This window comes from Sphingobacterium chungjuense (genome assembly GCF_011316935.1).
Taxonomy (GTDB): Bacteria; Bacteroidota; Bacteroidia; order Sphingobacteriales; family Sphingobacteriaceae; genus Sphingobacterium; species Sphingobacterium chungjuense.
The window spans coordinates 776,489-801,131 of record NZ_WLYS01000001.1; the positions used below are offsets into that span (position 1 = coordinate 776,489).

A 24,643-nucleotide genomic window follows, 5' to 3' on the forward strand; every position below is an offset into this window, starting at 1 on the left:
AAGCAGCAGGTGGTGATCATCTTATTTGTTAAAAGGTATAACCTAAAGTCAATCTAAATCCGCGCGGCGGCAATGCTCTCCAACCATAGTGCGAATAACCCCATGCTCCAGGATAAAAACCAGTGTAATTATAGCGATCCATCACATTGTTCACGACCAAAGCGATGTTATAATTGTCTCTTTTGAAAGACGCACCCAAGTCCACAGAAAACAAATTATCTGGCAGGTATTTCTCAACGGTTGACGGCCAAGCTGCACGGTTTGCTTGTAACTCGTAACCCGCCGAAAAGCCCAATCCTTCAAGCGCACCACTCACTAACGTGTAATGCAACCAAGCGTTGGTAATGTGTTCGGCATTTCCGTACAGCATCGTTCCTACACGAGCCGGGTTATTATCTTTCGTGATCTTTGCATCAGTGTACGCGTAGTTGAACATCACATTAAAAGAAGGTGAAATACGACCGTTTATATCCACTTCAATTCCTTTGGAAGTCGCTTCTCCCGACTGCTCAACCAAACCCGGACGATCAGGTCCTGCCGTGGTCGTAATATTTGTCCGTACCAAATGGTAAGCCGTGATTCCTGCTAACAAATTGCCATTAAACCAGGTTTTTTTCAAGCCTAACTCTTTGCTCGTACCTCGCGATGGATCTACCGGATTGCCGTTTACTTGCGTACCTGTTTGCTCCTGAAATGTCTGGTCGTACAAGGCGAATGCTGTAAATGTTGGCGTAATCAAACCGGTTATACTAAATCTTGGTGTCAAGGCACTGTTGTGCACACGGGCACCATTCGAAGCCGCACTGGTTCGCGTGGTCGACGTATAACGTAGTCCCGCTCCAATGCGTAATTGATCATCTAGAAAATGAGCTTCATCTTGGAAATGCAAAGAATAGTAGCTGTACTCTGTTAAGTACTGCGCGCCACGCTCCCGCAATGAACGGCTTCTGTCGTAAGTAGGTAAATCTGATTTTTTTAGTTTGCCATACACCGGGTTGTAGATGTTGAATGTACCTGGCAGTGTATCCAAGTTAGTCCAATCTGCCACATAAGATTTAGTCCCCATATCCAAACCAAACAATACATTGTTCTGTACTTCGCCTAAGTTGAATTTACCTTTCATAAATACCTGTCCTACGGTCGAAGTGTTCATCGCATCGCCAATAGCGAGGTTTCGCTTTGTATTACCAAGACTATCCAATGTATTAAAAGTCGCGTACAACGATTCTCCCTGCATCTGCGAATTGATGTAGCCGAATTGTCCGGTCATCATCCAGTTATCCGAAAAATAATGGTTTACCGTACCAAATACATTGTGCTCACGCACCACCGTTGGATCAATAATGGGATCGGAAAAGCTAAACTCTCTTGGCAACTCTTTGAATCCATCGATACCGTACGCATATTTAGAGAATCCACCTGTGAATGCATTTTGAGATAAAATGTATTCTGCCGTAAAGTCTGTTTTTTCGGAGTGTACATATTTTATGGATGGATTGATCACAAATTGCTCATTGGAAGCATGCATCACATGCGAACCCTTTTTAGTACCCATCACACTGAATCGGCCTAAAAGCTTACCATCTTGCGACAGCATACCATCTACATCGACCTCGGCGCGGTAAAGACCGAAACTACCCAGACTCAAGCGCGCACTATTGACCGCATCGTCTCCTTTTGGTTTTTTGGTTACAATATTATAAAAACCACCCGGCTGCGTATTGCCCATCATAAATCCGGCTGGTCCTTTGACAAACTCAATACGATCTACGAAAGCCATATCTTCCCGAAGCGGACCAAAACTACCACTCACATCCATACCATTTCTTAAATTGGAAGCAGAATATCCACGTACGGCGATACCAGCGCTCGCCTCTTCTTGATGATAGATCGTGCGCGCTCCACTGACATTACGTGTAAAACCTTCTGCGGTAGAAAATATCATCTGATCGTTCAATAAGTTCTTGTCGATCACCACAATATTCTGCGGTGTTACTAAGAGATTCTCGGATAAACGTAACGTGGATGATGGTACATTTCTGCGGTTGGCCGATACGATGACAGATTCGATTTCATCATGATTTACTTCAAGCACGAAATCCAACGTGATCTTGGATCCAGCTTCGATCAACACGCTTTTCTGAGATTTGGTTTTGCGATAGGTCGCGGTAACTTCGAGGTTACCCGATGGCACATTTTCTAATGTATAGCGCCCGTCCTCATCGGTGACTGTTTTTTGCGTGCTTTTAGCAATACTGATCACCACGCCTGCCAATGAAGTACCATGATCAGACCTTACTCTACCAACTATTTCACTACCATTTTGTGCCGAGGCCTGGCTTGGAAAAACGATTAAGCTAATCAGTAAAGCGCCAAAGGCAAGCTGCATCGAATACAATGCTCTTTTATATATGTTCATTATCTTATTTAGAATTAGTTTAATTAACTTTGGCAAAAGTAGACAATGACAGTAATCGTTTTTGTTGCGATCGGTATAAATGTTTTAGAATTCGGGAGAGATAGTATATGTTGAAAAGCGGGCAAAATGAGGTACAGGATTTCTTCTATTTAGATAAAATTTGGCAGGATCCGAATCGGAATAGCCTTTGTCAAGAGAAGTCATTGCATAATGAAATAGGCGATTTCAAAACGATTTATATCCACGAATCCGATACGCTGGCCATCCGAGAATATCACTCCTTATATCATGAAGATTGTACGCTAAAAAGCATAGTGACTGAAAGCCGTTATGTAGAGATGAGTTTTTTTATGCATGCCCACAGCATAAAAGACCTGATCGATGGTAAACCAAACGAATATCAACCCTATCGCGGATATGTGTATTTCGTGCCGAAAGGTGCAGACCTTGAAGTGACTCTCGAAAAACACAAAAACTACCGACATGTGGATATATACTTGGAAATCGGGCATCTCGAAGAGTGGATGGCAACACACTCCTTTGTGAACGAGTTTGTGGAAGATGTGCGCGCCGATCGCGCCACACATCTATTCCCAGCTGGCATTCCAATTTGTCCAGACATAGCAAATCTACTGCTAGATATTAAGGCGAATGAACTCGATAAGATTAGTCAAGAATACTTTATTAAGGGAAAGATTTATCTGTTATTGAGCTTATTATTTCAGAAAGCGCTAAACACAACAGATCCTAACCCAAGACAGCCATTAGCCTTGCGCGAAGGTGAACAAAAAAAACTTGAACAAATCGCGCAGCTGCTTGCGCAAAATCTCGACAAGTTTTATTCGACCGAATTTCTGGCTAAAGAATTTGGGGTAAACGAGTTTAAACTCAAAAAAGGATTTAAGCAGCGCTATGAAATGGGACTATTTGAGTATGCCATCAAGCTCAAAATGGACCACGCCAAGGAGCTCATCGGCAATCGTAATCACACCTTTAAAGAGATTGCCTACCTGCTAGGCTACTCGGCGCCCTCTTCTTTTTCGGTCGCCTTCAAGCGAGCAACGGGGTTGTCTCCCATTCAGTACAGTAAAGGAGTTGGTCGAATAGATCGCATATAATTATCCCATCAAAAATTGCTACAAATACAGGCTTTCAAAAAAAATCTACCAAATTGGTAGATTTTTTTGTTTTTGTCATTTCGGGGAATTATATTTGTCTTATCAAATTTTAGGTTTATAATTGGTTATCGAAAGGTTTTCTCTCTCCCCGTTTGAAAACCTTTTCTTTTTTTTAACAAGCTAACACGCATCCGTCCCTTAATTATCTGTCCGATAATACTTTTTCAAAAAACTTATCTATTTACTCGCTTTATCTAACAATTCCTGATCAGCACGATCCAATTGTAGTGAAGTGCTGGATAAAATCTCTTTCAGTTGCTCCTTTGAAGTAGCACTAGCAATTGGCCCGCCAATATTCGGTTGCGCTGATAACCACGCCAAAGCTACAGTTGCTGGAACTACACTGTGCTTTTTAGCCACTTCATCTATCGCACTCAATACACCTAATCCCCTTTCGTTTAGGTAATTTGCAGCACCTTGCCCGCGTGGACTTTTATTAAAATCTTCCTCAGAACGGTATTTCCCACTTAGAAATCCTGCGGCTAAAGCATAATAAGGAAACACCGTCAAGCCATGTTCCGCCACAATTGGAGCGTAATCCGTCTCATAGCCTTTACGTTCTACCAAGTTGTACAATGGCTGCAAAGCCTGATATTTTGGAAGGTTATTTTCTTGCGCGATTTTTAAGGAGTCACGCAAACGCTCTGGAGATATGTTTGAGGCGCCGATATGTCTGACTTTACCAGCACGAATCAACTCATCATAGGCCGCTAACGTCTCTTCAATAGGGGTTTTTTCGTCGTCGTAGTGTGTATAATAAAGATCGATATAATCCGTCTGTAATCTGCTGAGTGATTTATCTACACTTGCCAAAATGTGCTTACGGCTTACGTCTATCGCATTTGTGCCCGTAGGCCCACCTACTTTGGTAGCAACAACGATTTTATCGCGGCCGCCACGCGCTTTAAGCCATTTCCCGATGATGGTTTCCGATTGCCCACCAATACCGCCATTCGCCCAATGCGAATACATATCTGCGGTATCAATAAAGTCAAACCCCGCATCAATGTAGGCATCCAATAGCTCAAAAGACTTGGCCTCATCAAGTGTCCAGCCAAAAACATTGCCTCCTAAATTAAAACGAGCTACCTCTATATCTGTCTGTCCAATCAGTACTTTTTCCATCTTTTATCTCTTTTAAGTGAATGATAGTTTGAAGTTCAAAATATATTTACAGTTAGCTTCCCTTTCTAATACATCTTTGTGTCAAAAAAAAGTGACTTCATCTAGAATGTCTTGTTTTTAATAAACCAAGTAGCGCGCTATCAACTATTGGCTTCGTTCCGCAAATCACTTAAATTAAGCTGTCTGGTATACATTTCTAGAGATCCATCTGCTTTTGTCGGCCAAAGTTCCTGTGGTTTGTCCCAATACAATTCCACACCATTGCCATCTGGATCGTCTAAATATATGGCTTCAGAAACACCGTGATCGCTCGCGCCTGTCAGCGGATAATTGGCCTCCTGCAATCGATTAAAGATCATCGCCAAATCTTTTCTGGTTGGATATAGGATCGCGGTATGATACAGGCCAACGCCATTTGGAGATGCCGGTGGAAAACCTTTACTATGCCACGTATTCAAACCAATATGATGATGGTATCCGCCAGCTGAAATAAATGCGGCCTGATCGCCATACATCGTCGTGATTTCGAAACCTAATAATCCGTGATAAAAATCTAGTGCGCGCTTCAGATCGGATACTTTTAAATGCACGTGACCAATGCGTGTCTGCGCAGGTATTTTGTATTCTTCCATATTGTCTTTTTTAATACCAAATCATGCTGAAATTGAACTTACTCCCACTCAAATTAAGGTCTATTCTAAATTAACGAATCCAACTAGAATTTAATTTGCTTTGTATTTGATTGGAGGTTTTTTAAATATGTAGTTACAAAATAAAAACGTTGGAATGATATGGATAGCTTGAATAATAAAAACCGGGTAAATCAGATCCGCTTCTGCATACCGGAACATAAAACTAAAAATAGAGATTGGAAAAGTAAAGAGCAATGTGTAGGTCGTCCATTCTCCATACAATCGGTCGTTAGGATAAAGTGAACAGACTGTTAATGTGGAAAGACCGACATAAAGTAGAGAGACATAGAGAGCTAGTTTCCGCTCTCGGAAATAGTGAAGATTCATATCGTTTTCCAAAAGTTGTTACGAATCTAAATATACAAAAAACACACTTCAAGCAAACCTGAAGTGTGTTAGAATGAGGCACGGCTACCTCTTAAAACTTTTCTACTACCGAACTGACTAGCTCCGCAATATGATACACGTATTTCATCATTAAGAAGATCATAGCGCGCTAATTTATGATGTTGAGCTTGACATTCTGACCAATAAACTCTTTGCGAAAGTATTTTTGATCGCCAGAAACTTGAAGCAACCCAATTTGATTGTTTTCGTCACCTCGTATAGATGAAACGCTACTTTTACCAGCCAATTTCACAGTCATTGTATCTACCATAAGGTTTTGTGAATAACGCAACAGACCGTCTTTAAGGTCCACATTTAACTGTTCCACATAATAGTTGTCGACAAATGCTCTCGATTTTCCAGAAATAGCGAAGTGAAGTTGAGGAATCACCCGTTGAATCGTATCTTCTTCCCCTCTGTAGGGCGGCCCTAAAGTAAGATCACTTCCTGCAAGAATGTTTAATTGCATATCATTCATCAAGTCTTCGGCAAATGATGCGGATAGTTTAGACTGATTAACAGTTAAGTCGCGAATGGGATTAGGAACATCTAAAATAAGGTAAAATCCATCTTTATTGAGTTGCTTCAAGTATAATGTATCATTCTTCACCTCCATCTTCAAATCTTTGGTCGAGACGTTCCATGCTTTTACCGTGTCCGACTTGCTCTTATTGACATGCAAAGATATCCGCTTATCTTGACCATCGACATGGATATAGTGAAAGCGTTCTAAGACCTTTTCCCCTTGGTCGCGATTAAAATGTTCTGCCCAAAATCTAGACATAAAATCGGCGGGCTTGTTTGCATGATTATATTTGATCAGGCCAACAAGTTGTGGGACACAAGCCACCACAAGCAGTAGTGCTAGGATGCTGGCAAATAGAATATTTGATTTTTTCATTGTTTCTTTCTTTATCGGTTTTGATAATAGGTATTCACTTCTTCGATGCTGATGTCCAGCAGATCCATTGTTCGAAACACCAACGTCAATTCCTCGTTGAGGAAGTGGTCTTTTCGTGTTTTCAAAATCAGTTCCTTGGCAGAATTGCTCGCGAAAAAACCAATGCCTCGCTTGTTATAGATTATTTCTTGCTGCTGCAAGTGATCGTAAGCCCGCATCACGGTATTCGGATTCACTTCGAGATCTGACGCCAAATCACGCACGGATGGAATCTTTTCCTCTGCTCGCCATTCTTCAAGCAGAATCCGATCCATCGCATACTCCCCGATTTGGAGATAAATCGCCTTTTCGTTATTGAATTGCATATTAATAAATCTCCTTTTCTCTAAGTTTGAAATAGGTGGTAACTACCACACCAATCGCTACGATGCTAAACAAAACCACCATCGCATGGAATGAAATCTCTGAGGTATCAAATCGATAATTGACATCCCGATACAATGCCTCGAAAACTTTAAATGCCACGTAAAAAAATCCAAGTAACATCAGCGCAAAAAGCGGAATACTGTATTTTCGAAAAAACAGGGTTGATAGTTGATACAAACAGGCAAAACTCAATGAAAGAATTGAGACCACGGTGTAAATCTCTCGTTCGGAAGTGGCGAAATACGTCCTATTTTCAAATGTATAGAATAGGTCTCCTACGCTTTCTCTATAGGCGATCACATCATCCAAATATAGTGACTTCATGATCGTTGTAAACGTCAAATCGATGACAAAGAAGGACAGTAGAATGCCGAAAATGATCACCAGATTTCCAGCCCATAACGTGCTCATGCGCTCGCCACGGCTTACCGGCGTCATGGTGCCGTACACCGTTTTGGTTAAGAGCTTGAAATATGGAATAGTACAAAGTATTACATATAACGGTATCGTAAAAAGGATGAGCTCTTTGTTCTGCCGACCATTGTAATTTGCCAGCATCTCGGCAAAAGCGTTGCTATCTGGATATGTACGGAAAAGGAGTTGGTTGAATAGCGGTGTGCCATACCAAAACATCGCCAAGACATACAATACCACTACCACCACCGGAATGCTGATGAGCTTACTTTTATTCAGTAACCAATATTCGGTTAAAGTCGTCTTTAATCTTTTTATATTTATGTTTTTCATCTTACAAGTTAGCTTTAGATGGTTTTACGCGGTTTACTAAACTAGGATCGGCAGATAGCGCATTAAAGAAAAATTCGATATCAAATTGGCTCTCTTCATTCCGGAGGTTCTCGATCAGACTCAATGTCCCGTGCATACTTTTTTCGGAATAGATGGCTCCTTCCGCATCAGTTGGTTTATTGGAGATATAAAAACTATCTTGAAGCGCATGGATACTCTTATCCAAGATCAATTTGCTGTGATTGAGCACAAGCAAATGATCGATTAGATAATGGATATCGCGGATTTGATGCGTCGATATGATCAGGATACGCTCTTCGGTTACGTATCTCGCAATGATTTTGCGAAACTGTGTTTTCGAGGGAATGTCAAGGCCGTTGGTCGGCTCATCCATGAGGATGATATTGGCATTGGTGGCTAGGGCAAAAGCAATATTTACTTTCTTGACCTGACCAAAAGAAAGGCTCTTAATATTTTTACGCGCATCGATCTGAAAGGTCTCCAGTAGTGAATAAAAGTATTGTGCATCAAACTTGGGATACAATGCACCGTAAACTTCTTCAAACTGGCGAATCTTCCAATCCGGCAGTTCAGCCTGATCGGTCACGAAATATATGTCGGATAGAAAGTCAACATCTCGTTGGTCAGGGCTGAAACTATCGATGTTAATAGTTCCTTTTCTTGGAAAGAGTAAGCCGCCAATGTTTTTGAGTAAGGTGGTTTTACCTACCCCATTCAATCCTAACAATCCATAAATATGTCCGGGCTGCAATTGTGTCGTGATATTTTCCAATATAGGAACACCCTTCCGGTAGTGATAACAAACATTTTCTAGGTTAATCATATTATCAGATTTAGTGTATTAGTATAATAGTACACTACAAATGTGAACAACTTTCGATATAATACCAAACAATTTTTTATTTTTTCGGTGAATTTTCGGTGAAACTCGAAGAAATTGAGTGCCTAAAGTTGCTTTGAGATTGTAATAGAGGCGATGACTTTTCACATTTTACGGAGCTCAGGCTCATAGCATCAAAACATGGCTTAAATCTAGGTTTCAATATATTACGCTCCTTCAAATTGCACGGGAAAGTCTATAAACGATAAAAGCTCGCAATTTCTTGCAAGCTTTTTTATGATTTTAACCTTTCAGTTGGTAGCCCGTAGGGGAATCGAACCCCTGTTTCCAGAATGAAAATCTGGCGTCCTAACCCCTAGACGAACGGGCCATTCTTTTTTGGTGTTGCAAATATAAGGGCTTTATCGAATTTGCCAAAATAAAAACCGCATCAAAAAAGTAACTCACTAATAGTGAGAATATTTTATTTAAATAATATCGAAACCGATGTCTGTACGGAAGTATTTTCCTTCGTAAAAAATACGCCCAGCATCTGCCGTAGCTTGTTGTAACGCGGTAAATAAGTCATCCTGCAACGTCGTTACCGCGATTACGCGTCCGCCGGCAGTCACGACCTCACCCGCGGCATTGACTGTAGTGCCTGCGTGAAATACAATCGATTCTTTTACATTTTCAATATTGGAGATCACTTTTCCAGACTCGTAATCACCTGGATAACCACCAGAAACCATCATCACGGTTACAGCCGTTTTTGGACTTACCGAAAACGAACGCTCGGCCAGATTGCCTTCGGCTACGCCAGAAAATAAGTCTACTAAATCTGCTTCGATGCGTGGCAATACCGACTCTGTTTCTGGATCACCCAAGCGCACATTGTACTCGATCACGTAAGGATCGCCCGCCATATTCATCAAGCCGATGAAAATAAATCCTTTGTACGGGATGCCGTCTTTTTTCAAGCCGTCGATTGTTGGTTTGATCACACGCTCTTCTACTTTACTAAGGAACGCTTCGTCTGCAAAAGGAACTGGAGAAATTGATCCCATACCGCCCGTATTAAGACCAGTATCGCCTTCGCCGATTCTTTTATAATCTTTTGCCGAGGGCAACACTTTATACGATTCGCCGTCCGTCAACACGAAAACCGAAAGCTCAATTCCTGTCAAAAACTCTTCGATCACGACTGTGCTACTCGCCTCGCCAAATTTCGCATCTGCCAGCATAGCGGTTAATTCTGCTTTGGCATCTTCCAATGTTTCGCAAATTAACACGCCTTTACCTGCGGCTAGACCGTCTGCTTTTAATACGATTGGCAAGGATTGGTATTCTAAATACGTTAGTCCATCGGCTAAGGTGCTCTTGTCAAAAGAACGTGATGCTGCCGTTGGGATCTTATGGCGCGCCATAAATTGTTTAGAGAAATCTTTTGATCCTTCTAATTGCGCTCCCTGCTGTTGCGGCCCAATAACTGGGATATGTTTTAAATCTTCTCTTCCCAAAAAGTAATCATGAATACCTTTTACCAAAGGCTCTTCGGGTCCCACAATGACCATGTTGATTCCATTCTCCAAAGCGAATGCCGCGATGCCATCGAAGTCGGTGACTTTCAACGGTACATTTTGACCATACTGTGTCGTTCCGGCATTTCCGGGAGCGATAAACAATTGACTTAACTTCGGACTTTGGGAGATCTTATAGGCAAGGGCAGATTCTCGTCCGCCAGATCCAATGATTAAAATATTCATCTAGCAAATATAGTTAACTAGCAGGTAGTATCTAAATCCTTTCAGATATTACTAAGAAAATATTCTCACTTTTAGATCAGGTGAAATTCAATCTTATGACCTCTCGTTTAGAGTCTTACCCATAGACTATATCCAAAATAAATTAATAATATCTCTCGACAACTGCCAAACATTCTGTCATCAATAGATCATAAACATCTAATTGTACCAATTGGTACAATTAGATGTTTAGATTTGTGCTCTTAACAATTGAAATCATGAAAAAGTTAGAAAACAAAGTAGCATTGGTAACTGGTGCATCCAAAGGAATAGGCGCAGGCATTGCTAAAAGACTTGCTGCAGACGGCGCTTCTGTTGTGGTGAATTTCTCTTCATCCGAATCGGAGGCAAATGAAGTGGTCAATTTCATTCGTGAAAAAGGCGGCGAAGCAATTGCGATTCAAGGAAATATCTCCAAGCAAGAAGACATAAAAAGGATCTTTGAGGAAACTTCAGCGAAATACGGGAAAATCGACATTTTGGTCAACAATGCTGGAGTGTACCATTGGGGACCATTAGAGTCCGTGACGGCAGAAGATTTTCACAATCAGTTTAATATAAATGTACTTGGCTTGCTTATCGCTTCGCAAACTGCTGTAAATTATTTCGCCGAACAAGGTGGAAATATCATTAACATTGGCTCTAGCGTATCCAGTGCGCAACCCGCTGGAAGTGTAGTATACACGGCTACAAAAAGTGCCGTTGATTCCATCACGAGAGTACTATCTAAGGAACTTGGGCCGAAAAAAATCCGTGTCAACTCGATCAATCCAGGCGTAGTAAATACGGAAGGCTCGAGAGCTGGTGGATTTATTGGCAGCGAAATGGAGAAGACCTTCATCAGCATGACACCTTTAGGTCGTGTAGGTTTACCAGACGATATAGCAGGGATTGCAGCCTTTCTTGCATCTGATGAATCGGCCTGGTTGACTGGCGAACTCATTTCTGCAAGCGGTGGACTTCGTTAGTTGACAGGTTTATCAACACTACTTTCTACAACGAATTAAATAAAATCAATAGCTTTGTAATCCGATGAAAAGCTATTGATTCTTATGAGGCACAAAGATTTTAATGAGGAAGAGGTGCTGAGAAAAGCGATACAGATCTTTTGGGAAAAAGGCTACTACGCGACATCAATGCATGACCTGATCGACACGCTGGGCATTGGTCGTTCTAGCATTTATCACGCGTATGGAGACAAACATAGTCTCTTTATAAAAGCACTTGAGCTATATCAGATCGACGGTACCGCCAGACTAATCAACATCATTGAAAGTGCTCCTTCTGTGAAAACAGGTATTAAAAACTTGCTAGATACCGTTATCTCAGACATATTTGAGAACCGATTTCCAGCAGGATGCTTCAAAGTCAATTCGGAAGTTGAGCTAGCGAACCACGATACTGATATTCAAAAACTTTTGTACGATGACGATCTTATCCTTGAGACCGCGCTTTATGAGGCGATTAAAGGCGGACAAGTAAATCAAGAAATAGATAAAGCTAAAGATGCCTTAGCAACCGCCCGTTTTTTCATGAATACCGTAGCGGGCATGCGTGTTTATGCCAAATTCAGAAAAGATCGCAAGCTGTTTGAGGACATCGCCAAAACGGCACTTTCCGTGATTGAATAGCTCCATTTTGTTCCGATTATTATTAGTTATTTTAGCAAATGATCAAACTTCGACTTTTTACTTGGATGAGGTCCTACCAGATACGGTTCAAAAAACAAAAATTTTTAGACTGGAGGCAAAAACTAAAAGCGATGTGCGTTTGGAAAACTATGCCTCAATTACTCTAGAAGATCTTTCGGCTCACAATCTCATTAGTACGCACGAGCACGCCATAGGTAGCATAAAGCGAAAAGCGGAGTTTGGGCATATTCCGTACGAAGGCTTAGTGCATTTTTATGTCATGGCGCGAACGGGAATTAGTCAGGCAGAATACAAAGCCCTATCTTCTAGTTTGGAAAGTAATGTATATAAAACCGAGAAAATAAGTCGTTATTCTTACCCTTTTTGGGAGGAGCTAGAGCCTTATGCAATCCCCACTATCAATAAGGATTTAGAAATCAAATTAAACAGCACGATGAGATTAGTAGAATAGATTGAAAATGAAAAACTCATCGTGACTGCCTGAAATTTAACTACTGCCTTGTAATATGATCTGCGATTGGTAAATTCGTTTACAGAATTTTATCATTGTCCAACAAACGAAATTTTCGTAATTTGCTTGTTCGACAACCCAGTTATTATGCTCCAAAAATTATGTCTATTTCTCTCACTCTTTTGCTTTAGCGTAGCCAATGCACAACGTATAGATGATCGCATCAGCGCTTCGCGCGACCACTACGCAAATAATCAACAAGAAAAAATATATATCCATACGGATCGGCATCATTATACCGCCGGAGAAACCATCTGGTATAAAACATACAATACGCTTGGCATCACCAACATGCTTTCGGCACTAAGTGGGATCAATTATATAGAACTGATCGATCCCAAAAATCGTATTGTGGCCGATCAACGGATTCAATTGGGCTTAGGATTAGGTTCCGGCAGTTTAACCTTAGCCGATACCTTAGTGGAGGGAAGTTATCGCTTACGTGCATACACAAATTGGATGCGGAACTTCCGCACAGATTACTTCTTCGAAAAATCACTCACCATTACCAACGGTAGAACAGATAATACGGTAACGCAAACCTCTCTGCGGTCGGACGGAAAAGACACATTCGTCGCCGTAGAACTGAAAACACTGAGCGGAAATCCGCTCCCAAAAACAACGGTGCGCTACCAAGTCATGGAAGGAGACAAGATTGCACAAAAAGGTAGTGAGCGCACCGACGAACAAGGACTAATCCTAATTAAAGTCACCGAAAAGAACAGAGATAAGGATATTCAACTCTCCTTTACAAACCTGGATGAGCGACCCGTATCCAAAGTAATACATACCGCATCTATAAAACCGCAAAGCAGCGTACAGCTACTTCCAGAAGGCGGCAGAATTTTGGCAGGCACATTAAACAATATCGGTATCAAGGCGACCCGTTCGGATGGCCTTGGTGTAAAAGCAAAAGTAGAAATCGTTGATGCCAAACAGGAGGTTATTGGAGCTGGCGAAACCAATCACTTAGGTATGGGAAGCATTGCCTTTCTTCCCTCTCCAGGTGAAAGCTACGCCTTTCGAGCGCTAATCGAAGGAGAAGACATCCAGCAGGTCCCAGCACCGTCAGTCGAATCTAGCGGCATGTCGTTTATGGTGAACAACCAAAATCCAACCAAGCTTTTTGCGCAGATGAACATCTCCGATGATCTGCTATCGGAAGATCCCGTGTATTTTGTGCTACATCACCTAGGCAACACCTTTTATGCTTCTCGCCAGAAAATGGATCGCCAAAACATTGTTTTTAGCGTGGACAAAGAACCGTTGCCTTCTGGCGTTATAACCATTTCGGTATTGGATGCCGCTTTCAAACCTTTGTTTGAACGACCCATATTTCTGTGGCAAGCGGCCGACTTCATGCCATTACAGATCAGTGCACCGAATAGCCGTCTTAGCACCCGCAAAAAAGTCGGCGTAACCATTGAAGTAGGCCTGCCGACAGATACCACACGCTTAGCCTCTTTATCAGCCTCTGTCGTTAATCTTGCCAAAGTGCAAGATACGACAGACCTCCACAGCAATATCTATAGCGCTTTATTGCTCGAAGCAGATTTACAGGGTCATATAGAATCCCCTGGCTATTATTTTTCATCCGAAAATATAGAGGAAAAGCTTATTGATCTGGATAAATTACTGTTGACACAAGGCTGGCGAAAATACGACTGGTCAGAAGACCCACAAGCGGTCGATACGGTCAAGGCTTTTGAAGCCGAAGTAGGCTTGACTATCAAAGGATTCACCAAGAAATTGGGGCGAAAAGCTGCTGCCCCACTTTCTGAGGTTCAATTGATCTCTACCGAAAATCTCACCGACTATATCGATACGCTCAGCTCTGAGGAAGGATTTTTTCATTTCAAAGATTTACTTTTCCCAGATAGCGCTAAATTCCTGATTTCTGCCAAAGATCAAAAGGGGAAAAACAATATTGATATCGTATTAGACTTGCCCGAACCGCCAGAAATCCACGCTTACGATGCTGGTAAAAACGACTTAAATAGCTTATATCTAGACGAATTATTGGCGTCCAAAAAATTCTTTCGCGAGTTGGAAGAAAAAGGATTGATGCCTAATACGATTGATATTGCCCAAGTCGTGGTCACGCGCAAAGTAGAAAAAGCACCTGAACACTCGCGCAATCTAAACGGGCCTGGGAATGCCGACCAGATTATAACTTGGGAAGAGTTACAAAATTTTGCCACAATAGATATGGCATTAAATGGTCGATTGCTTGGTGTTTATTTCCAAGGCGGTGTGCCTTATAGCACACGCAACAGGGCACCCATGCAAATCGTCCTTGATGGCATGTACGTAGAGCCAGAGATGTTATCCACCATACCCGTTATGGATGTTGCTAGTATAGAAGTTTTGCGAAACATCAATTACACTTCCATTTACGGTTCTTTCGGTGGTAATGGCGTAATCGTAATCACCACAAAGATTGGATCTGAAGGCCGAATCAATTATGTACCCAAAGGCATTTTGTCATTCACAGCAAAAGGCATTTCTGAAGCAAAAGAATTCTACCGACCAACTTATGAGTTAGCGTCGGATCAGACTTTTGAAAATGATCTACGCACTATCATACATTGGCAACCATTTGTAGCAACAGATGAACATGGAAATGCGAGTTTTGACTTTTACACAAGTGATGAACCAGGCATATATCGAGTCATTCTTGAAGGTATCGATGTGAGCGGTAGAATAGGAAGGAAAGTGTTGGATATTTCGGTAGGGAAAGAAAACTAAATACGTGCAATCAATCTTTCCATTAACTTGTTATTAAAATACATAAACTATTACAATACAACCATGAGTGAATTTTTAAAAACCCATATAGACGACCATGTGCTGCACGTGATTTTGCATCGTGGCAAGAGTAATGCGATGCACCTGGAAATGATACAGGAAATACAAGATGTATTTGCCAACGCAGAAAAAGACCCTGCGATCGAAGGTGTTGTTATCACCGGGCACGAAGGATTTTTCACTTCTGGGCTTGATCTGATCACGCTTTACGGATACGATGAGCGACAAATGGAAGTTTTCTGGGATGCATTTATTGATCTTTTGTACACAGTCACTGCTTTTCCAAAACCGTACGTCGCTGCCATCTCTGGCCATAGTCCAGCCGGAGGATGTGTTCTTGCCATCGCGGCAGATGCTCGTGTAATGGCCGAAGGCGAATACATTATTGGGTTGAATGAGGTTCCTGTAGGCATCATTGTGCCACATGGAATTTTTGATCTATATAGTTTTTGGATCGGTGAAGCGCAAGCGTACCGATTTCTACTAGAGGGCAAACTGCTATCACCACAAGAAGCGCTTCAGGTCGGCTTGGTCGACGAGGTTGTGGCGCTCGATAAAATTCAACGTAGCGCAGTACGGCACATCAAAAAATACACACAGCTAGAGAAAAATGCGTGGCAACGTACCAAGTTAAATCTCCGTACGCGCGTATTGCAAAGCATGCAAGCCAACAAAGAGCAGACAATCGTAGAGATGCTGACACAATGGTGGAAACCATCGACGCGTGCCGTGCTAAAAACCATAATCGATAATTTAACCGCTAAAAAAAGATAAAATGAATATACAAGGTGCACTACGTGACGATGCTTTGCAAGGCAAAACTATTGTCGTAACCGGTGGCGGAAGTGGTCTGGGAAAAGCGATGTCAACCTATTTCTCCGAGCTTGGGGCTAATGTGGTGATCTCAAGCAGAAAGCTTCCCGTGCTGGAAGAAGCAGCAAAAGAAATTGCAGAAAAAACAGGAGGCAAGGTATTGCCGGTTGCCTGTGATATCCGCCAAATTGATGAAGTAGAAAACTTGTGGAAACAAGCCGAAGAAGAATTTGGAAAGGTCGATGCGCTGCTGAATAATGCGGCTGGCAATTTCATTTCTCCGACGGAGCGCCTGTCGGCGAATGCTTTTTCGACCATTATCGATATCGTGTTAAAAGGTACCACCAATTGTACATTGACGTTTGGCAAGAAATGGATAGAAAAGAAACAAGCCGCTAGCATCCTCAACATCGTAACCACTTACGCATTCACGGGTTCTGGTTATGTCGTTCCTTCTGCTGTGGCCAAAGGTGGCGTATTAGCCTTGACGCGATCTCTTGCGGTAGAATGGGGGAAATACGGGATTCGAAACAATGCGATTGCGCCGGGCCCATTCCCTACGAAAGGCGCCTGGGAACGGCTGCTTCCCGGTAATTTAGCAGAAGATTTTAGCTTCGAAAAAAGAGTGCCGCTAAAACGTGTTGGTGATCATCAAGAGTTGGCAAACTTGGCCGCGTTTTTGATATCAGATTTCGCGGGTTATATCAATGGTGAAGTCGTTACAATCGACGGAGGCGAGTGGCTGCAAGGAGCAGGGCAATTCAACGGATTGGAAGCCATCACCTCGGATATGTGGGACAACATTGAGCAATCCATCCGGAAAAACAATAAGTAAACTATGCGAAACATATTTTTTCTATTCCTGCTTACGTTCATATGGATCTGCGCATCATGTAACAACACCAAAAAGCAAGAAAGTTCAGAATCCGACATGGATTCTACTGTATTGATGAATGATGACCTATTAAATGCCAATATTAACAGCGATCGCCGCTTTGTATCGGACATGGTTACCGCATTTATTAAGGCGTATAATGAACGGGATAACGAAAAAATAAATAGTTACATCCATCCCGAGGCCGGCATCATATTCATCCATCGCCCCGGTGCAATGGATTGGTTTGAAAAAGTCTCTAAAATAGATTTCGATAGCCCCGTGCCATCCTACTACCCATATGCCAGCGCAGAGAATGATTATGAAATCAAGTACGAAGTTGCGCCGAAATACGATTGTGGGTCAGAGAAATGGAACAAAATGGGTTTGTTTATAGACCTCACGACGGCCACCAACTTACTAAAACCCATTGCCACCAATCTTAATGAGTTTGAAGATGTGCAGCTCGATCCCAATTATCTAAAACAAATAGAAACGGCAGAAAAAGATAGTTACCGAGTTGTCCTGACAACACCTACTCCACTGATTTTTCATGTAAAACAGTTTGGTAACAACTGGTATGTCACCATACTTGATCGCGGTTATGCAGACTGTGGCGCATAATTGCGATTCCAAATAGAGAATCTGCTATTAAAAGGTTATATTTAATCCATAAAAATCGATAAAATTTATATATGTCTATAATTGATCTTGCTACCCAATCCCGGGTAGATCGCTGGTTAACCGAAGAATACGATGCTGAAACTGTAACTGCTGTACAACAATTGATTGATACCAACCAGGAAACAGAATTGGTAGATTCTTTTTACAAAGCACTTGAATTTGGTACAGGCGGTCTCCGCGGCATCATGGGCGTCGGCTCTAACCGGATCAATAAATATACATTGGGCCAGGCGACGCAGGGATTGGCCAATTACCTTAAAAAACAATTTCCAGACCAACCGCTGAAAGTAGCCGTATCGTACGATAGCCGCAACAATTCACAGAAATTAGGTCATTTGGTAGCTGATGTTTTTTCCGCAAATGATATCGAAGTGTATCTTTTTGAAGAATTGCGCCCTACCCCAATGTTATCTTTCGCCGTTCGACATTTTGGTTGTCAGTCTGGTGTGATGTTAACGGCTTCGCACAATCCTAAAGAATACAATGGCTATAAAGCCTATTGGAACGATGGCGGACAATTAGTCGCTCCTCATGATAAAAATGTAATAGAAGAGGTCAATGCCATTCAGTCAGTGCGCGACATCCAATTCGAGCGCAAGGCAGAACATATTCATTTGGTGAAAGAAGACTTTGATGAGATCTATATTCAAGCCAATAAAGCATTGAGCATTAATCCAGATGTCGTTGCCGCACAAAAAGATCTAAAGATCGTCTTCTCTCCTATTCATGGTACAGGCATTACGCTAGTACCCAAAATCTTAAAGGCTTGGGGATTTGAAAATGTACATATCGTAGAAGAACAGGCAGAGCCAAATGGCGATTTCCCAACCGTGGTGTATCCGAATCCAGAGGAAGAAGAAGCGATGTCTATGGCCACCAAGCAAGGCAAAGCACTCGATGCAGATATCGTGATGGCAACAGATCCAGATGCGGATCGCGTAGGATTAGCGGTGAAGAATCATGCTGGCGAGATTCAGTTGTTAAACGGGAATCAAATCGGTAGTTTATTGACCTATTATGTGCTTTCAGCGCGCAAAGAGAAAGGCGAATTGCAAGAAAACAATTATGTGGTAAAAACCATTGTAACAACCAACTTGATTTCAGATATCGCGAGTAGCTTCTCGGTAAAAACCGAAGAAACATTGACCGGTTTCAAATTTATTGGTGAGGTGATGACTAAGCTTGAAGGTCAAGAAAAATACTTGGTCGGTGGTGAAGAAAGTTATGGTTTCTTAGTTGGTGATTTGGTAAGAGATAAGGATGCGATCAACTCCTGTGCATTTATTGCAGAAATGGCTGCCTATTTCAAAAGCAAAGGCAAATCTTTATTTGACGTCCTGACAGAGCTTTATACAACGTACGGCTGTTACCAAGAAAAACTGATTTCTTTAACGAAAAAAGGGAAAGCTGGTGCAGAAGAGATCAAACAGATGATGGCGGATTTACGGGCGAACCTACCAACAACTTTGGGCGGCATTGAAGTTAAGGAAGTCCGTGATTATCAAGCTTCGATAGCTACTTCACCAGCAGATGGCAGCACGACAGCTATTAACCTTCCTAAGTCGGATGTGTTGCAGTTCATCACGGTTGATGGTGATGTGATCTCAGCGCGTCCTTCGGGCACGGAGCCAAAGATCAAATTCTACTGTTCGGTGAAAACAGCATTGCAAGATGCAACGCAATACGATCAGACGGCCGTGCAACTGGAAGAGAAAGTTACGCGCATCATGGCGGATATCGTCAAAGATTAATACAAACAATCCATCAAAAAAGCACTCATGACGGAACCGTGGAAGATCCTACAATCCGAATACATTATAAAGCGCCCCTGGGCGACCTTACGGGTCGACCAGGTGCAATTGCCCAATGGCCTCGTTAAAGACGAATACTATATTCTTGAATACCCAAAATGGGTCAATATGGTGGGCTTCACCGAAGACAACAAAATTGTTTTTGTTCGGCAGTATCGTCATGGCGCAGAAAAAGTTCTCTTAGAACTTCCAGCTGGCGTGGTCGAGGATGGCGAAGAGCCCGAAGTAGCGGCGCGCCGCGAAATGATGGAAGAAACGGGCTACGAATTCGACGAAGTAACGGAGATTTGTCAGCTTTACGCCAATCCCGCAACAAGCGGCAACCTCACGTATACGTATGTGATGAAAGGCGGACGTAAAGTGGCCGAGCAGCAGCTCGATGATTCGGAAGATATAGAAGTGGTGATTCTATCGATCGATGAGGCCAAAAAAATGCTGCTGAAGAATGGCATTGGACAGGCACTGCACACTTCCGCATTATTCTATGTATTGCATCACGAGGGGCTGTTTTAGATCATATACTATCTGTAGAATTAAATCTATTTAGCGCGTAAGAATTTATAACTTTGCCGCCATGGGTAGAGAAATATACGAAACGAAGCGAAAAGCACTTAAAATAAACCTGACACCTGAGTTTTATGGTACTTTTGCCGAAATCGGTGCTGGACAGGAAGTAGCCCGTAACTTCTTTGAAGCAGGTGCTGCTTCGGGTACGATCGCAAAGACGATGTCTGCCTACGACATGACCTTCTCCGATGCCATTTATGGCGCCGAAGAATCTGGCAGATATGTGAGTCGTACACGCCTTACCAAAATGATTTGCCGCGAGTTTGCTTTGCTAGAAGAGCGTTTACACGGCGACAAGTATGACAAACGTCTTTTCTTTGCCTTCGCCAATACGGTAACTACACTTAATTTTAGCAAAACAAATGATCCGCATGGCTGGATTGGTATTCGTTTCCAACACGAAGTAGATAGCCCACCGAATGATGTCATTATACACATTCGTTTGCTAGACAGTGACAATACCTTACAGCAAAAAGTGTTGGGTATAATCGGTGTCAATTTAGTTTTCGCAGCCTACTATTACCGCGAAGATATACAAACACTGATCGAATCTTTAGTAGACAACTTGCCAACCGGATCGGTAGAAATCGACCTAGTGAAGGTTGCTGGGCCTGTTTTTGAAAAGGTCAATGAGCGATTGATCAATCTTTACCTGATTGCCAAAGGTTTTTCTAAAGCGGCCATCTTCCGAGTAGACGGAAAAGCGGCTCAGGTCAAAGACTTTCTCTACAAAAAGGACATTATAATCCTCCGCACGAAATACCGCCAAAAATCCCTTCCCAATTTTGATCTCTTCAATAGTGCCGTAGAGCAATTCAAGAAAAATACGAATGCCACAGACGAAAGTTTGGTCGTTATCATTGAGGTGTTGATGAGCAATGTGTTGGATGAGGAAGTAAACTTATCGGACGAGGATTTAGAATACTTCGCCAAACGTGCGGAAGAGTTGTGTGCGACCGGAAATACCATTTTGCTTTCTAACTTCACAAGAAGTAACTATTTGGCGGAATTTCTAAACCAGTTCAAGCCTAAGAATATTGGTATCGCAACCAACATTTCCAACTTAAAGAACATCTTCAACTCCGACAATTATCAGAAAGAAAACTATACCAACGAGCTGCTTTCGTATATCTCGGGTTTATTTAGCAAAAATGTGAAGCTCTATGCCTACCCCTATTTGCAAGGAAAGGATCATGCGATCATTACGACAGCAAACATGCCTGTATCAGCCGATGCAAAACCGCTGTTTGACTTCCTGACGATGAATAAATACATCATCGATGTCGAAGGATTCGATACCAAAGATGTGAAGACACTAAAGTCTTAATACCCAAAAACTAGATCACTACTGTTTTCGTGATTACCGCCAGCAGCATGCCAAGGAATGTGACCAACACAAAGCCTTTTCCAAGCTGCTGGCGATCGTTGCGATAGCAATACCACACAGCGATCATATTGCCCGTTAAAGCCAGCACATATAATCCTAATGGCTTTTGAGGTATCAACTTTATCACAACCTCTGTATACTGTGTAAGGAGATACGCGATTATCGGCAGAATGAGTCCCAAAATCAACCCCAAAAGCATACTATTTTTGCGTAGCATCATTAGGATTTAGGAATATCAAAACTCCAAGAATTCAACTCTGGAATCACGTGGTGCGCCGTCATATCAAACTGTGTAGGCACAACCGATACATAGCCATTGTTCAAGGCGAATACGTCGGTATCTTCGCCACGATCTTCTAACTGAAACTTGCCTGTAAGCCAAAAATACTCCCGTTGATGTGGATCTACACGTTCTTCGAACTCTTCCACCCAACGACCACCCGCTTGCCGACATATTTTGATGCCTTGCAGCTTATCTACATTCGGAAAGTTCACATTGAGCAGCGAATGTTTAGGCAAACCATTTTGCAATACTTGCGTGGCGATACCACGAACGTATGTACGGCAGTGCTCAAAATTTGCATCGTACGAAAAGTCATCCAACGAAAATCCAATGGATGGGATTCCCTCAATCGCTCCCTCTACTGCTGCCGACATCGTACCGGAGTACAATACATTGATCGAATTATTCAACCCGTGATTGATACCTGAAACGCACAAATCGGGCTTACGCCCTTTAAATACTTTGTTGACCGCAAGCTTGACACAATCTACTGGCGTACCAGAGCATTTATACATCTCGACTTTCGGATAAATATCTACTCTATCAAGTCGCAAAGGCTTCCCAATCGTGATGGCATGTCCCATGCCCGATTGTGGGCCATCTGGTGCGACCACGACGACTTCGCCAAGGTGTTGCATTTCTTCCATCAATACTTTGATGCCTGGCGCCGTAATGCCGTCATCGTTCACGACGAGTATAAGAGGTTTCTTTGTTGCCATGTAGCGAATTTAGGAAGAAAAACTTCGTTTCGCTCGATGCTCGGTAAGATTTTTGCAATAGTACATTCACAAAAAGACCAATATGATGAAGATTACAGGACTGGCATTAGTAGCTGCTGCTTTGGTGCTAAACGGATGTGGCGGTGGGAAACATGCTGCTTCAGAGAAACTATACGAAAAGAAAGCAACGGCCTTTGCAAAGACCATCACCGCACAACCAGCAGAAAACCAATGGGATAAAGTACCCGTCATTGATAAGGAGTGGATTGCCTCCGTTAATTTTGGAATCCGAAAACCCAATTATGTGATGATTCACCATACAGCACAAAAATCAGTAGACGAAACCATTAAAACCTTTCAGCTAGAGCGCACGCAAGTAAGCGCTCATTATGTGGTTGGCAGAAATGGTAAGGTGGTACAAATGGTCAATGATTACTTGAGAACACATCATGCTGGGGCTGGTATATGGGGCAATGATACCGATCTAAACTCTTCATCTATCGGAATCGAACTAGACAATAACGGCACGACTGATCCTTGGCCTGAAGCACAAATTTCGGCTTTAATTCAACTTTTGACTAAGCTGAAGGAAAACTACAGAATCCCACAAGCTAACTTTATTGGTCACATGGACTTTGCGCCTTCGCGCAAACCTGATCCGGCGAATTTTCCTTGGGATCGTTTGGCGCAAGCGGGTTTTGGTTTCTGGTACGATGCTAATTTGCAGCCTGCACCTCAAGATTTCGATGTGCGCGTAGCACTACGTGTTATCGGATACGATATCAAAAACTTAGATGCCGCTATCAAAGGATTTAAACGGCATTATATTCCACAAAATGCAAACGACACGACATTTAATGAACAGGAACGCGCGATCTTGTATAATATCTATATGAAGTATTTGTATCTGTAAGGTATTTAGCTTCCTTGAGCGATTTGCGGCTTTTGCTAAATTTTGATAAAAAAATGGAAGAACCCGTGCGGCTCGAGCACATAAAAAAGCGTTTAAAAGTCCCAAACAATGGAAGCACTATCCATTGTCTCGCCAAAATCTCGCATACAAAGTTTTGCAAAGTGCAGGAATGGGTATCCGTTGTTGCAAAAATTTGAAGCGAGGAGTTTTTTGCTTACTTTTTTGCGGAAAAAAAGTAAGAGCCTGTGCGGCTTGAGCACATAAAAAAGCGCTTAAAAGTCCCAAACAATGGAAGCACTATCCATTGTCTCGCCAAAATCTCGCATACAAAGTTTTGCAAAGTGCAGGAATGGGTATCCGTTGTTGCAAAAATTTGAAGCGAAGAGTTTTTTGCTTACTTTTTTGCGGAAAAAAAGTAAGAGCCTGTGCGGCTTGAGCACGTATAAGACAAAACGTTTAAAGAATAAATGGATATCATTCCATAAATCCTACGCCAACTTTTGGTTACAACGGGATTTAACGACTATACAAGCCCTTCTTATCTATAAAGTCGATCACTGCGTCCGGCGTCATAAATTGAACGCTCTTACCTGCTTGAATTGCTTTACGAATTGCCGTTGAGGATAATTCCATTTGAGGAGTTTCGGTACGCGTGACCGATGGATGATTTGCTAATTCACCAGCATCATAAGCTGGTCTGGGATACACCAAGATCTTATAATCTCTTAGAATAATATCGGCATTCTTCCATTTCTGGAAACTAGCCAAATTATCTTCGCCCATGATCAACGAAAAATCGTAATCTGCGTAGCGCTCTTTCAGGTGAATCAGCGTATCGATGGTATACGATGGCTGAGGCAAGTTAAATTCTATATCCGAGGCGCGCAATCGATCGCTATCTTGTAGGGCTAAGTTCACCATCTCCAGACGATCGTACATATTGGCCAAGCTCTTTTTTTCTTTGAAGGGGTTTTGCGGTGATACCACAAACCACACCTCATCCAACGAAGTATAGTGAGCCATATGGTTTGCAATAATCAAATGACCCACATGAATGGGGTTAAATGATCCAAAAAACAAACCTACGTGCTTACTCATAA

At 42.2% G+C, this 24,643-nt stretch carries 23 protein-coding genes and 1 tRNA gene; 12 read left to right on the forward strand and 12 right to left on the reverse strand.

Annotated features, from left to right (window positions below):
- Positions 1–28 precede the first annotated feature (28 nt).
- A complete protein-coding gene (locus GKO22_RS03545) occupies positions 29–2,419 on the reverse strand; it encodes a TonB-dependent receptor (protein WP_240920091.1) in 2,391 nt (796 codons plus the stop codon).
- Positions 2,420–2,526: 107 nt separating this feature from the next.
- Between GKO22_RS03545 and GKO22_RS03550 the strand changes: the two genes are divergently transcribed.
- Positions 2,527–3,537: a helix-turn-helix domain-containing protein gene (locus tag GKO22_RS03550; RefSeq protein ID WP_166332696.1), complete on the forward strand. Its 1,011-nt coding sequence runs from the start codon at positions 2,527–2,529 to the stop codon at positions 3,535–3,537.
- A 237-nt stretch (positions 3,538–3,774) separates the two neighbouring features.
- Here GKO22_RS03550 and GKO22_RS03555 read toward each other — a convergent pair whose 3' ends face one another.
- The 8 genes from GKO22_RS03555 to purD all read right to left on the reverse strand — a co-directional run bounded on the left by GKO22_RS03555 (position 3,775) and on the right by purD (position 10,482).
- Positions 3,775–4,722, reverse strand: coding sequence for an aldo/keto reductase (locus GKO22_RS03555; protein WP_166332697.1), 948 nt, complete (start codon positions 4,720–4,722; stop codon positions 3,775–3,777).
- 140 nt (positions 4,723–4,862) lie between these two features.
- Positions 4,863–5,354: a VOC family protein gene (locus GKO22_RS03560; protein ID WP_166332698.1), complete on the reverse strand. Its 492-nt coding sequence runs from the start codon at positions 5,352–5,354 to the stop codon at positions 4,863–4,865.
- A gap of 556 nt (positions 5,355–5,910) precedes the next feature.
- Positions 5,911–6,702, reverse strand: a complete 792-nt coding sequence (locus GKO22_RS03565; protein ID WP_166332699.1) for a hypothetical protein — start codon at positions 6,700–6,702, stop codon at positions 5,911–5,913.
- An 11-nt stretch (positions 6,703–6,713) separates the two neighbouring features.
- On the reverse strand, positions 6,714–7,067 hold the full coding sequence (locus tag GKO22_RS03570) for a GntR family transcriptional regulator (RefSeq protein ID WP_166332700.1): 354 nt from the start codon (positions 7,065–7,067) through the stop codon (positions 6,714–6,716).
- 1 nt (position 7,068) lies between these two features.
- Complete coding sequence (locus tag GKO22_RS03575) at positions 7,069–7,875, reverse strand: hypothetical protein (protein ID WP_166332701.1); 807 nt, start codon at positions 7,873–7,875, stop codon at positions 7,069–7,071.
- A 1-nt stretch (position 7,876) separates the two neighbouring features.
- Entirely contained in the window at positions 7,877–8,719 is an 843-nt protein-coding gene (locus GKO22_RS03580) for an ABC transporter ATP-binding protein (RefSeq protein WP_166332702.1), read from the reverse strand.
- A 313-nt stretch (positions 8,720–9,032) separates the two neighbouring features.
- Positions 9,033–9,107 (reverse strand) — tRNA-Glu (locus GKO22_RS03585).
- Positions 9,108–9,204: 97 nt separating this feature from the next.
- On the reverse strand, positions 9,205–10,482 hold the full coding sequence (gene purD, locus GKO22_RS03590; RefSeq protein ID WP_166332703.1) for a phosphoribosylamine--glycine ligase: 1,278 nt from the start codon (positions 10,480–10,482) through the stop codon (positions 9,205–9,207).
- Between the two features lie 257 nt (positions 10,483–10,739).
- Between purD and GKO22_RS03595 the strand changes: the two genes are divergently transcribed.
- The 10 genes from GKO22_RS03595 (at position 10,740) to GKO22_RS03640 (ending at position 21,568) form a co-directional block, all read left to right on the forward strand.
- A complete protein-coding gene (locus GKO22_RS03595; protein ID WP_166332704.1) occupies positions 10,740–11,489 on the forward strand; it encodes an SDR family NAD(P)-dependent oxidoreductase in 750 nt (249 codons plus the stop codon).
- A gap of 84 nt (positions 11,490–11,573) precedes the next feature.
- Positions 11,574–12,152 (forward strand): TetR/AcrR family transcriptional regulator, encoded by a 579-nt coding sequence (locus GKO22_RS03600; RefSeq protein WP_166332705.1) that lies wholly within the window; start codon positions 11,574–11,576, stop codon positions 12,150–12,152.
- A 133-nt stretch (positions 12,153–12,285) separates the two neighbouring features.
- Entirely contained in the window at positions 12,286–12,624 is a 339-nt protein-coding gene (locus tag GKO22_RS03605) for a hypothetical protein (protein WP_166332706.1), read from the forward strand.
- A gap of 147 nt (positions 12,625–12,771) precedes the next feature.
- A complete protein-coding gene (locus GKO22_RS03610; RefSeq protein ID WP_166332707.1) occupies positions 12,772–15,432 on the forward strand; it encodes a hypothetical protein in 2,661 nt (886 codons plus the stop codon).
- Positions 15,433–15,495: 63 nt separating this feature from the next.
- Positions 15,496–16,266, forward strand: coding sequence for an enoyl-CoA hydratase/isomerase family protein (locus tag GKO22_RS03615; protein ID WP_166332708.1), 771 nt, complete (start codon positions 15,496–15,498; stop codon positions 16,264–16,266).
- Position 16,267: 1 nt separating this feature from the next.
- Positions 16,268–17,140: an SDR family oxidoreductase gene (locus GKO22_RS03620; RefSeq protein WP_166332709.1), complete on the forward strand. Its 873-nt coding sequence runs from the start codon at positions 16,268–16,270 to the stop codon at positions 17,138–17,140.
- A gap of 3 nt (positions 17,141–17,143) precedes the next feature.
- A complete protein-coding gene (locus GKO22_RS03625; RefSeq protein WP_166332710.1) occupies positions 17,144–17,803 on the forward strand; it encodes a hypothetical protein in 660 nt (219 codons plus the stop codon).
- A gap of 71 nt (positions 17,804–17,874) precedes the next feature.
- Positions 17,875–19,614: a phospho-sugar mutase gene (locus GKO22_RS03630; protein ID WP_166332711.1), complete on the forward strand. Its 1,740-nt coding sequence runs from the start codon at positions 17,875–17,877 to the stop codon at positions 19,612–19,614.
- A 102-nt stretch (positions 19,615–19,716) separates the two neighbouring features.
- The gene (locus GKO22_RS03635) at positions 19,717–20,187 is read left to right on the forward strand and encodes an NUDIX hydrolase (protein ID WP_394352152.1); all 471 of its coding nucleotides are present in this window, start codon (positions 19,717–19,719) and stop codon (positions 20,185–20,187) included.
- A gap of 61 nt (positions 20,188–20,248) precedes the next feature.
- A complete protein-coding gene (locus GKO22_RS03640) occupies positions 20,249–21,568 on the forward strand; it encodes a nicotinamide mononucleotide adenylyltransferase (protein ID WP_166332713.1) in 1,320 nt (439 codons plus the stop codon).
- 10 nt (positions 21,569–21,578) lie between these two features.
- Here the strand turns inward: GKO22_RS03640 and GKO22_RS03645 are convergent, their stop codons facing one another.
- Complete coding sequence (locus tag GKO22_RS03645; protein ID WP_166332714.1) at positions 21,579–21,848, reverse strand: hypothetical protein; 270 nt, start codon at positions 21,846–21,848, stop codon at positions 21,579–21,581.
- Complete coding sequence (surE, locus tag GKO22_RS03650; RefSeq protein WP_166332715.1) at positions 21,848–22,630, reverse strand: 5'/3'-nucleotidase SurE; 783 nt, start codon at positions 22,628–22,630, stop codon at positions 21,848–21,850. Before surE ends, GKO22_RS03645 begins: the two co-directional genes overlap by 1 nt.
- 82 nt (positions 22,631–22,712) lie before the next feature.
- Here surE and GKO22_RS03655 point away from each other — a divergent pair, with 82 nt between their 5' ends.
- Positions 22,713–23,543: an N-acetylmuramoyl-L-alanine amidase gene (locus tag GKO22_RS03655; protein WP_240920093.1), complete on the forward strand. Its 831-nt coding sequence runs from the start codon at positions 22,713–22,715 to the stop codon at positions 23,541–23,543.
- A gap of 516 nt (positions 23,544–24,059) precedes the next feature.
- On the opposite strand, the gene nadD is transcribed toward GKO22_RS03655, so the two are convergent.
- The gene (gene nadD / locus GKO22_RS03660; RefSeq protein ID WP_166332716.1) at positions 24,060–24,641 is read right to left on the reverse strand and encodes a nicotinate (nicotinamide) nucleotide adenylyltransferase; all 582 of its coding nucleotides are present in this window, start codon (positions 24,639–24,641) and stop codon (positions 24,060–24,062) included.
- Positions 24,642–24,643: the final 2 nt, after the last annotated feature.

Coding starts and splice junctions, on each gene's coding strand:
- GKO22_RS03545 (WP_240920091.1), bottom strand. CDS start 2,419: ATGAACATATATAAAAGAGCATTGTATTCGATGCAGCTTGCCTTTGGC.
- GKO22_RS03550 (WP_166332696.1), top strand. CDS start 2,527: ATGTTGAAAAGCGGGCAAAATGAGGTACAGGATTTCTTCTATTTAGAT.
- GKO22_RS03555 (WP_166332697.1), bottom strand. CDS start 4,722: ATGGAAAAAGTACTGATTGGACAGACAGATATAGAGGTAGCTCGTTTT.
- GKO22_RS03560 (WP_166332698.1), bottom strand. CDS start 5,354: ATGGAAGAATACAAAATACCTGCGCAGACACGCATTGGTCACGTGCAT.
- GKO22_RS03565 (WP_166332699.1), bottom strand. CDS start 6,702: ATGAAAAAATCAAATATTCTATTTGCCAGCATCCTAGCACTACTGCTT.
- GKO22_RS03570 (WP_166332700.1), bottom strand. CDS start 7,067: ATGCAATTCAATAACGAAAAGGCGATTTATCTCCAAATCGGGGAGTAT.
- GKO22_RS03575 (WP_166332701.1), bottom strand. CDS start 7,875: ATGAAAAACATAAATATAAAAAGATTAAAGACGACTTTAACCGAATAT.
- GKO22_RS03580 (WP_166332702.1), bottom strand. CDS start 8,719: ATGATTAACCTAGAAAATGTTTGTTATCACTACCGGAAGGGTGTTCCT.
- purD (WP_166332703.1), bottom strand. CDS start 10,482: ATGAATATTTTAATCATTGGATCTGGCGGACGAGAATCTGCCCTTGCC.
- GKO22_RS03595 (WP_166332704.1), top strand. CDS start 10,740: ATGAAAAAGTTAGAAAACAAAGTAGCATTGGTAACTGGTGCATCCAAA.
- GKO22_RS03600 (WP_166332705.1), top strand. CDS start 11,574: ATGAGGCACAAAGATTTTAATGAGGAAGAGGTGCTGAGAAAAGCGATA.
- GKO22_RS03610 (WP_166332707.1), top strand. CDS start 12,772: ATGCTCCAAAAATTATGTCTATTTCTCTCACTCTTTTGCTTTAGCGTA.
- GKO22_RS03615 (WP_166332708.1), top strand. CDS start 15,496: ATGAGTGAATTTTTAAAAACCCATATAGACGACCATGTGCTGCACGTG.
- GKO22_RS03620 (WP_166332709.1), top strand. CDS start 16,268: ATGAATATACAAGGTGCACTACGTGACGATGCTTTGCAAGGCAAAACT.
- GKO22_RS03625 (WP_166332710.1), top strand. CDS start 17,144: ATGCGAAACATATTTTTTCTATTCCTGCTTACGTTCATATGGATCTGC.
- GKO22_RS03630 (WP_166332711.1), top strand. CDS start 17,875: ATGTCTATAATTGATCTTGCTACCCAATCCCGGGTAGATCGCTGGTTA.
- GKO22_RS03640 (WP_166332713.1), top strand. CDS start 20,249: ATGGGTAGAGAAATATACGAAACGAAGCGAAAAGCACTTAAAATAAAC.
- GKO22_RS03645 (WP_166332714.1), bottom strand. CDS start 21,848: ATGATGCTACGCAAAAATAGTATGCTTTTGGGGTTGATTTTGGGACTC.
- surE (WP_166332715.1), bottom strand. CDS start 22,630: ATGGCAACAAAGAAACCTCTTATACTCGTCGTGAACGATGACGGCATT.
- GKO22_RS03655 (WP_240920093.1), top strand. CDS start 22,713: ATGATGAAGATTACAGGACTGGCATTAGTAGCTGCTGCTTTGGTGCTA.
- nadD (WP_166332716.1), bottom strand. CDS start 24,641: ATGAGTAAGCACGTAGGTTTGTTTTTTGGATCATTTAACCCCATTCAT.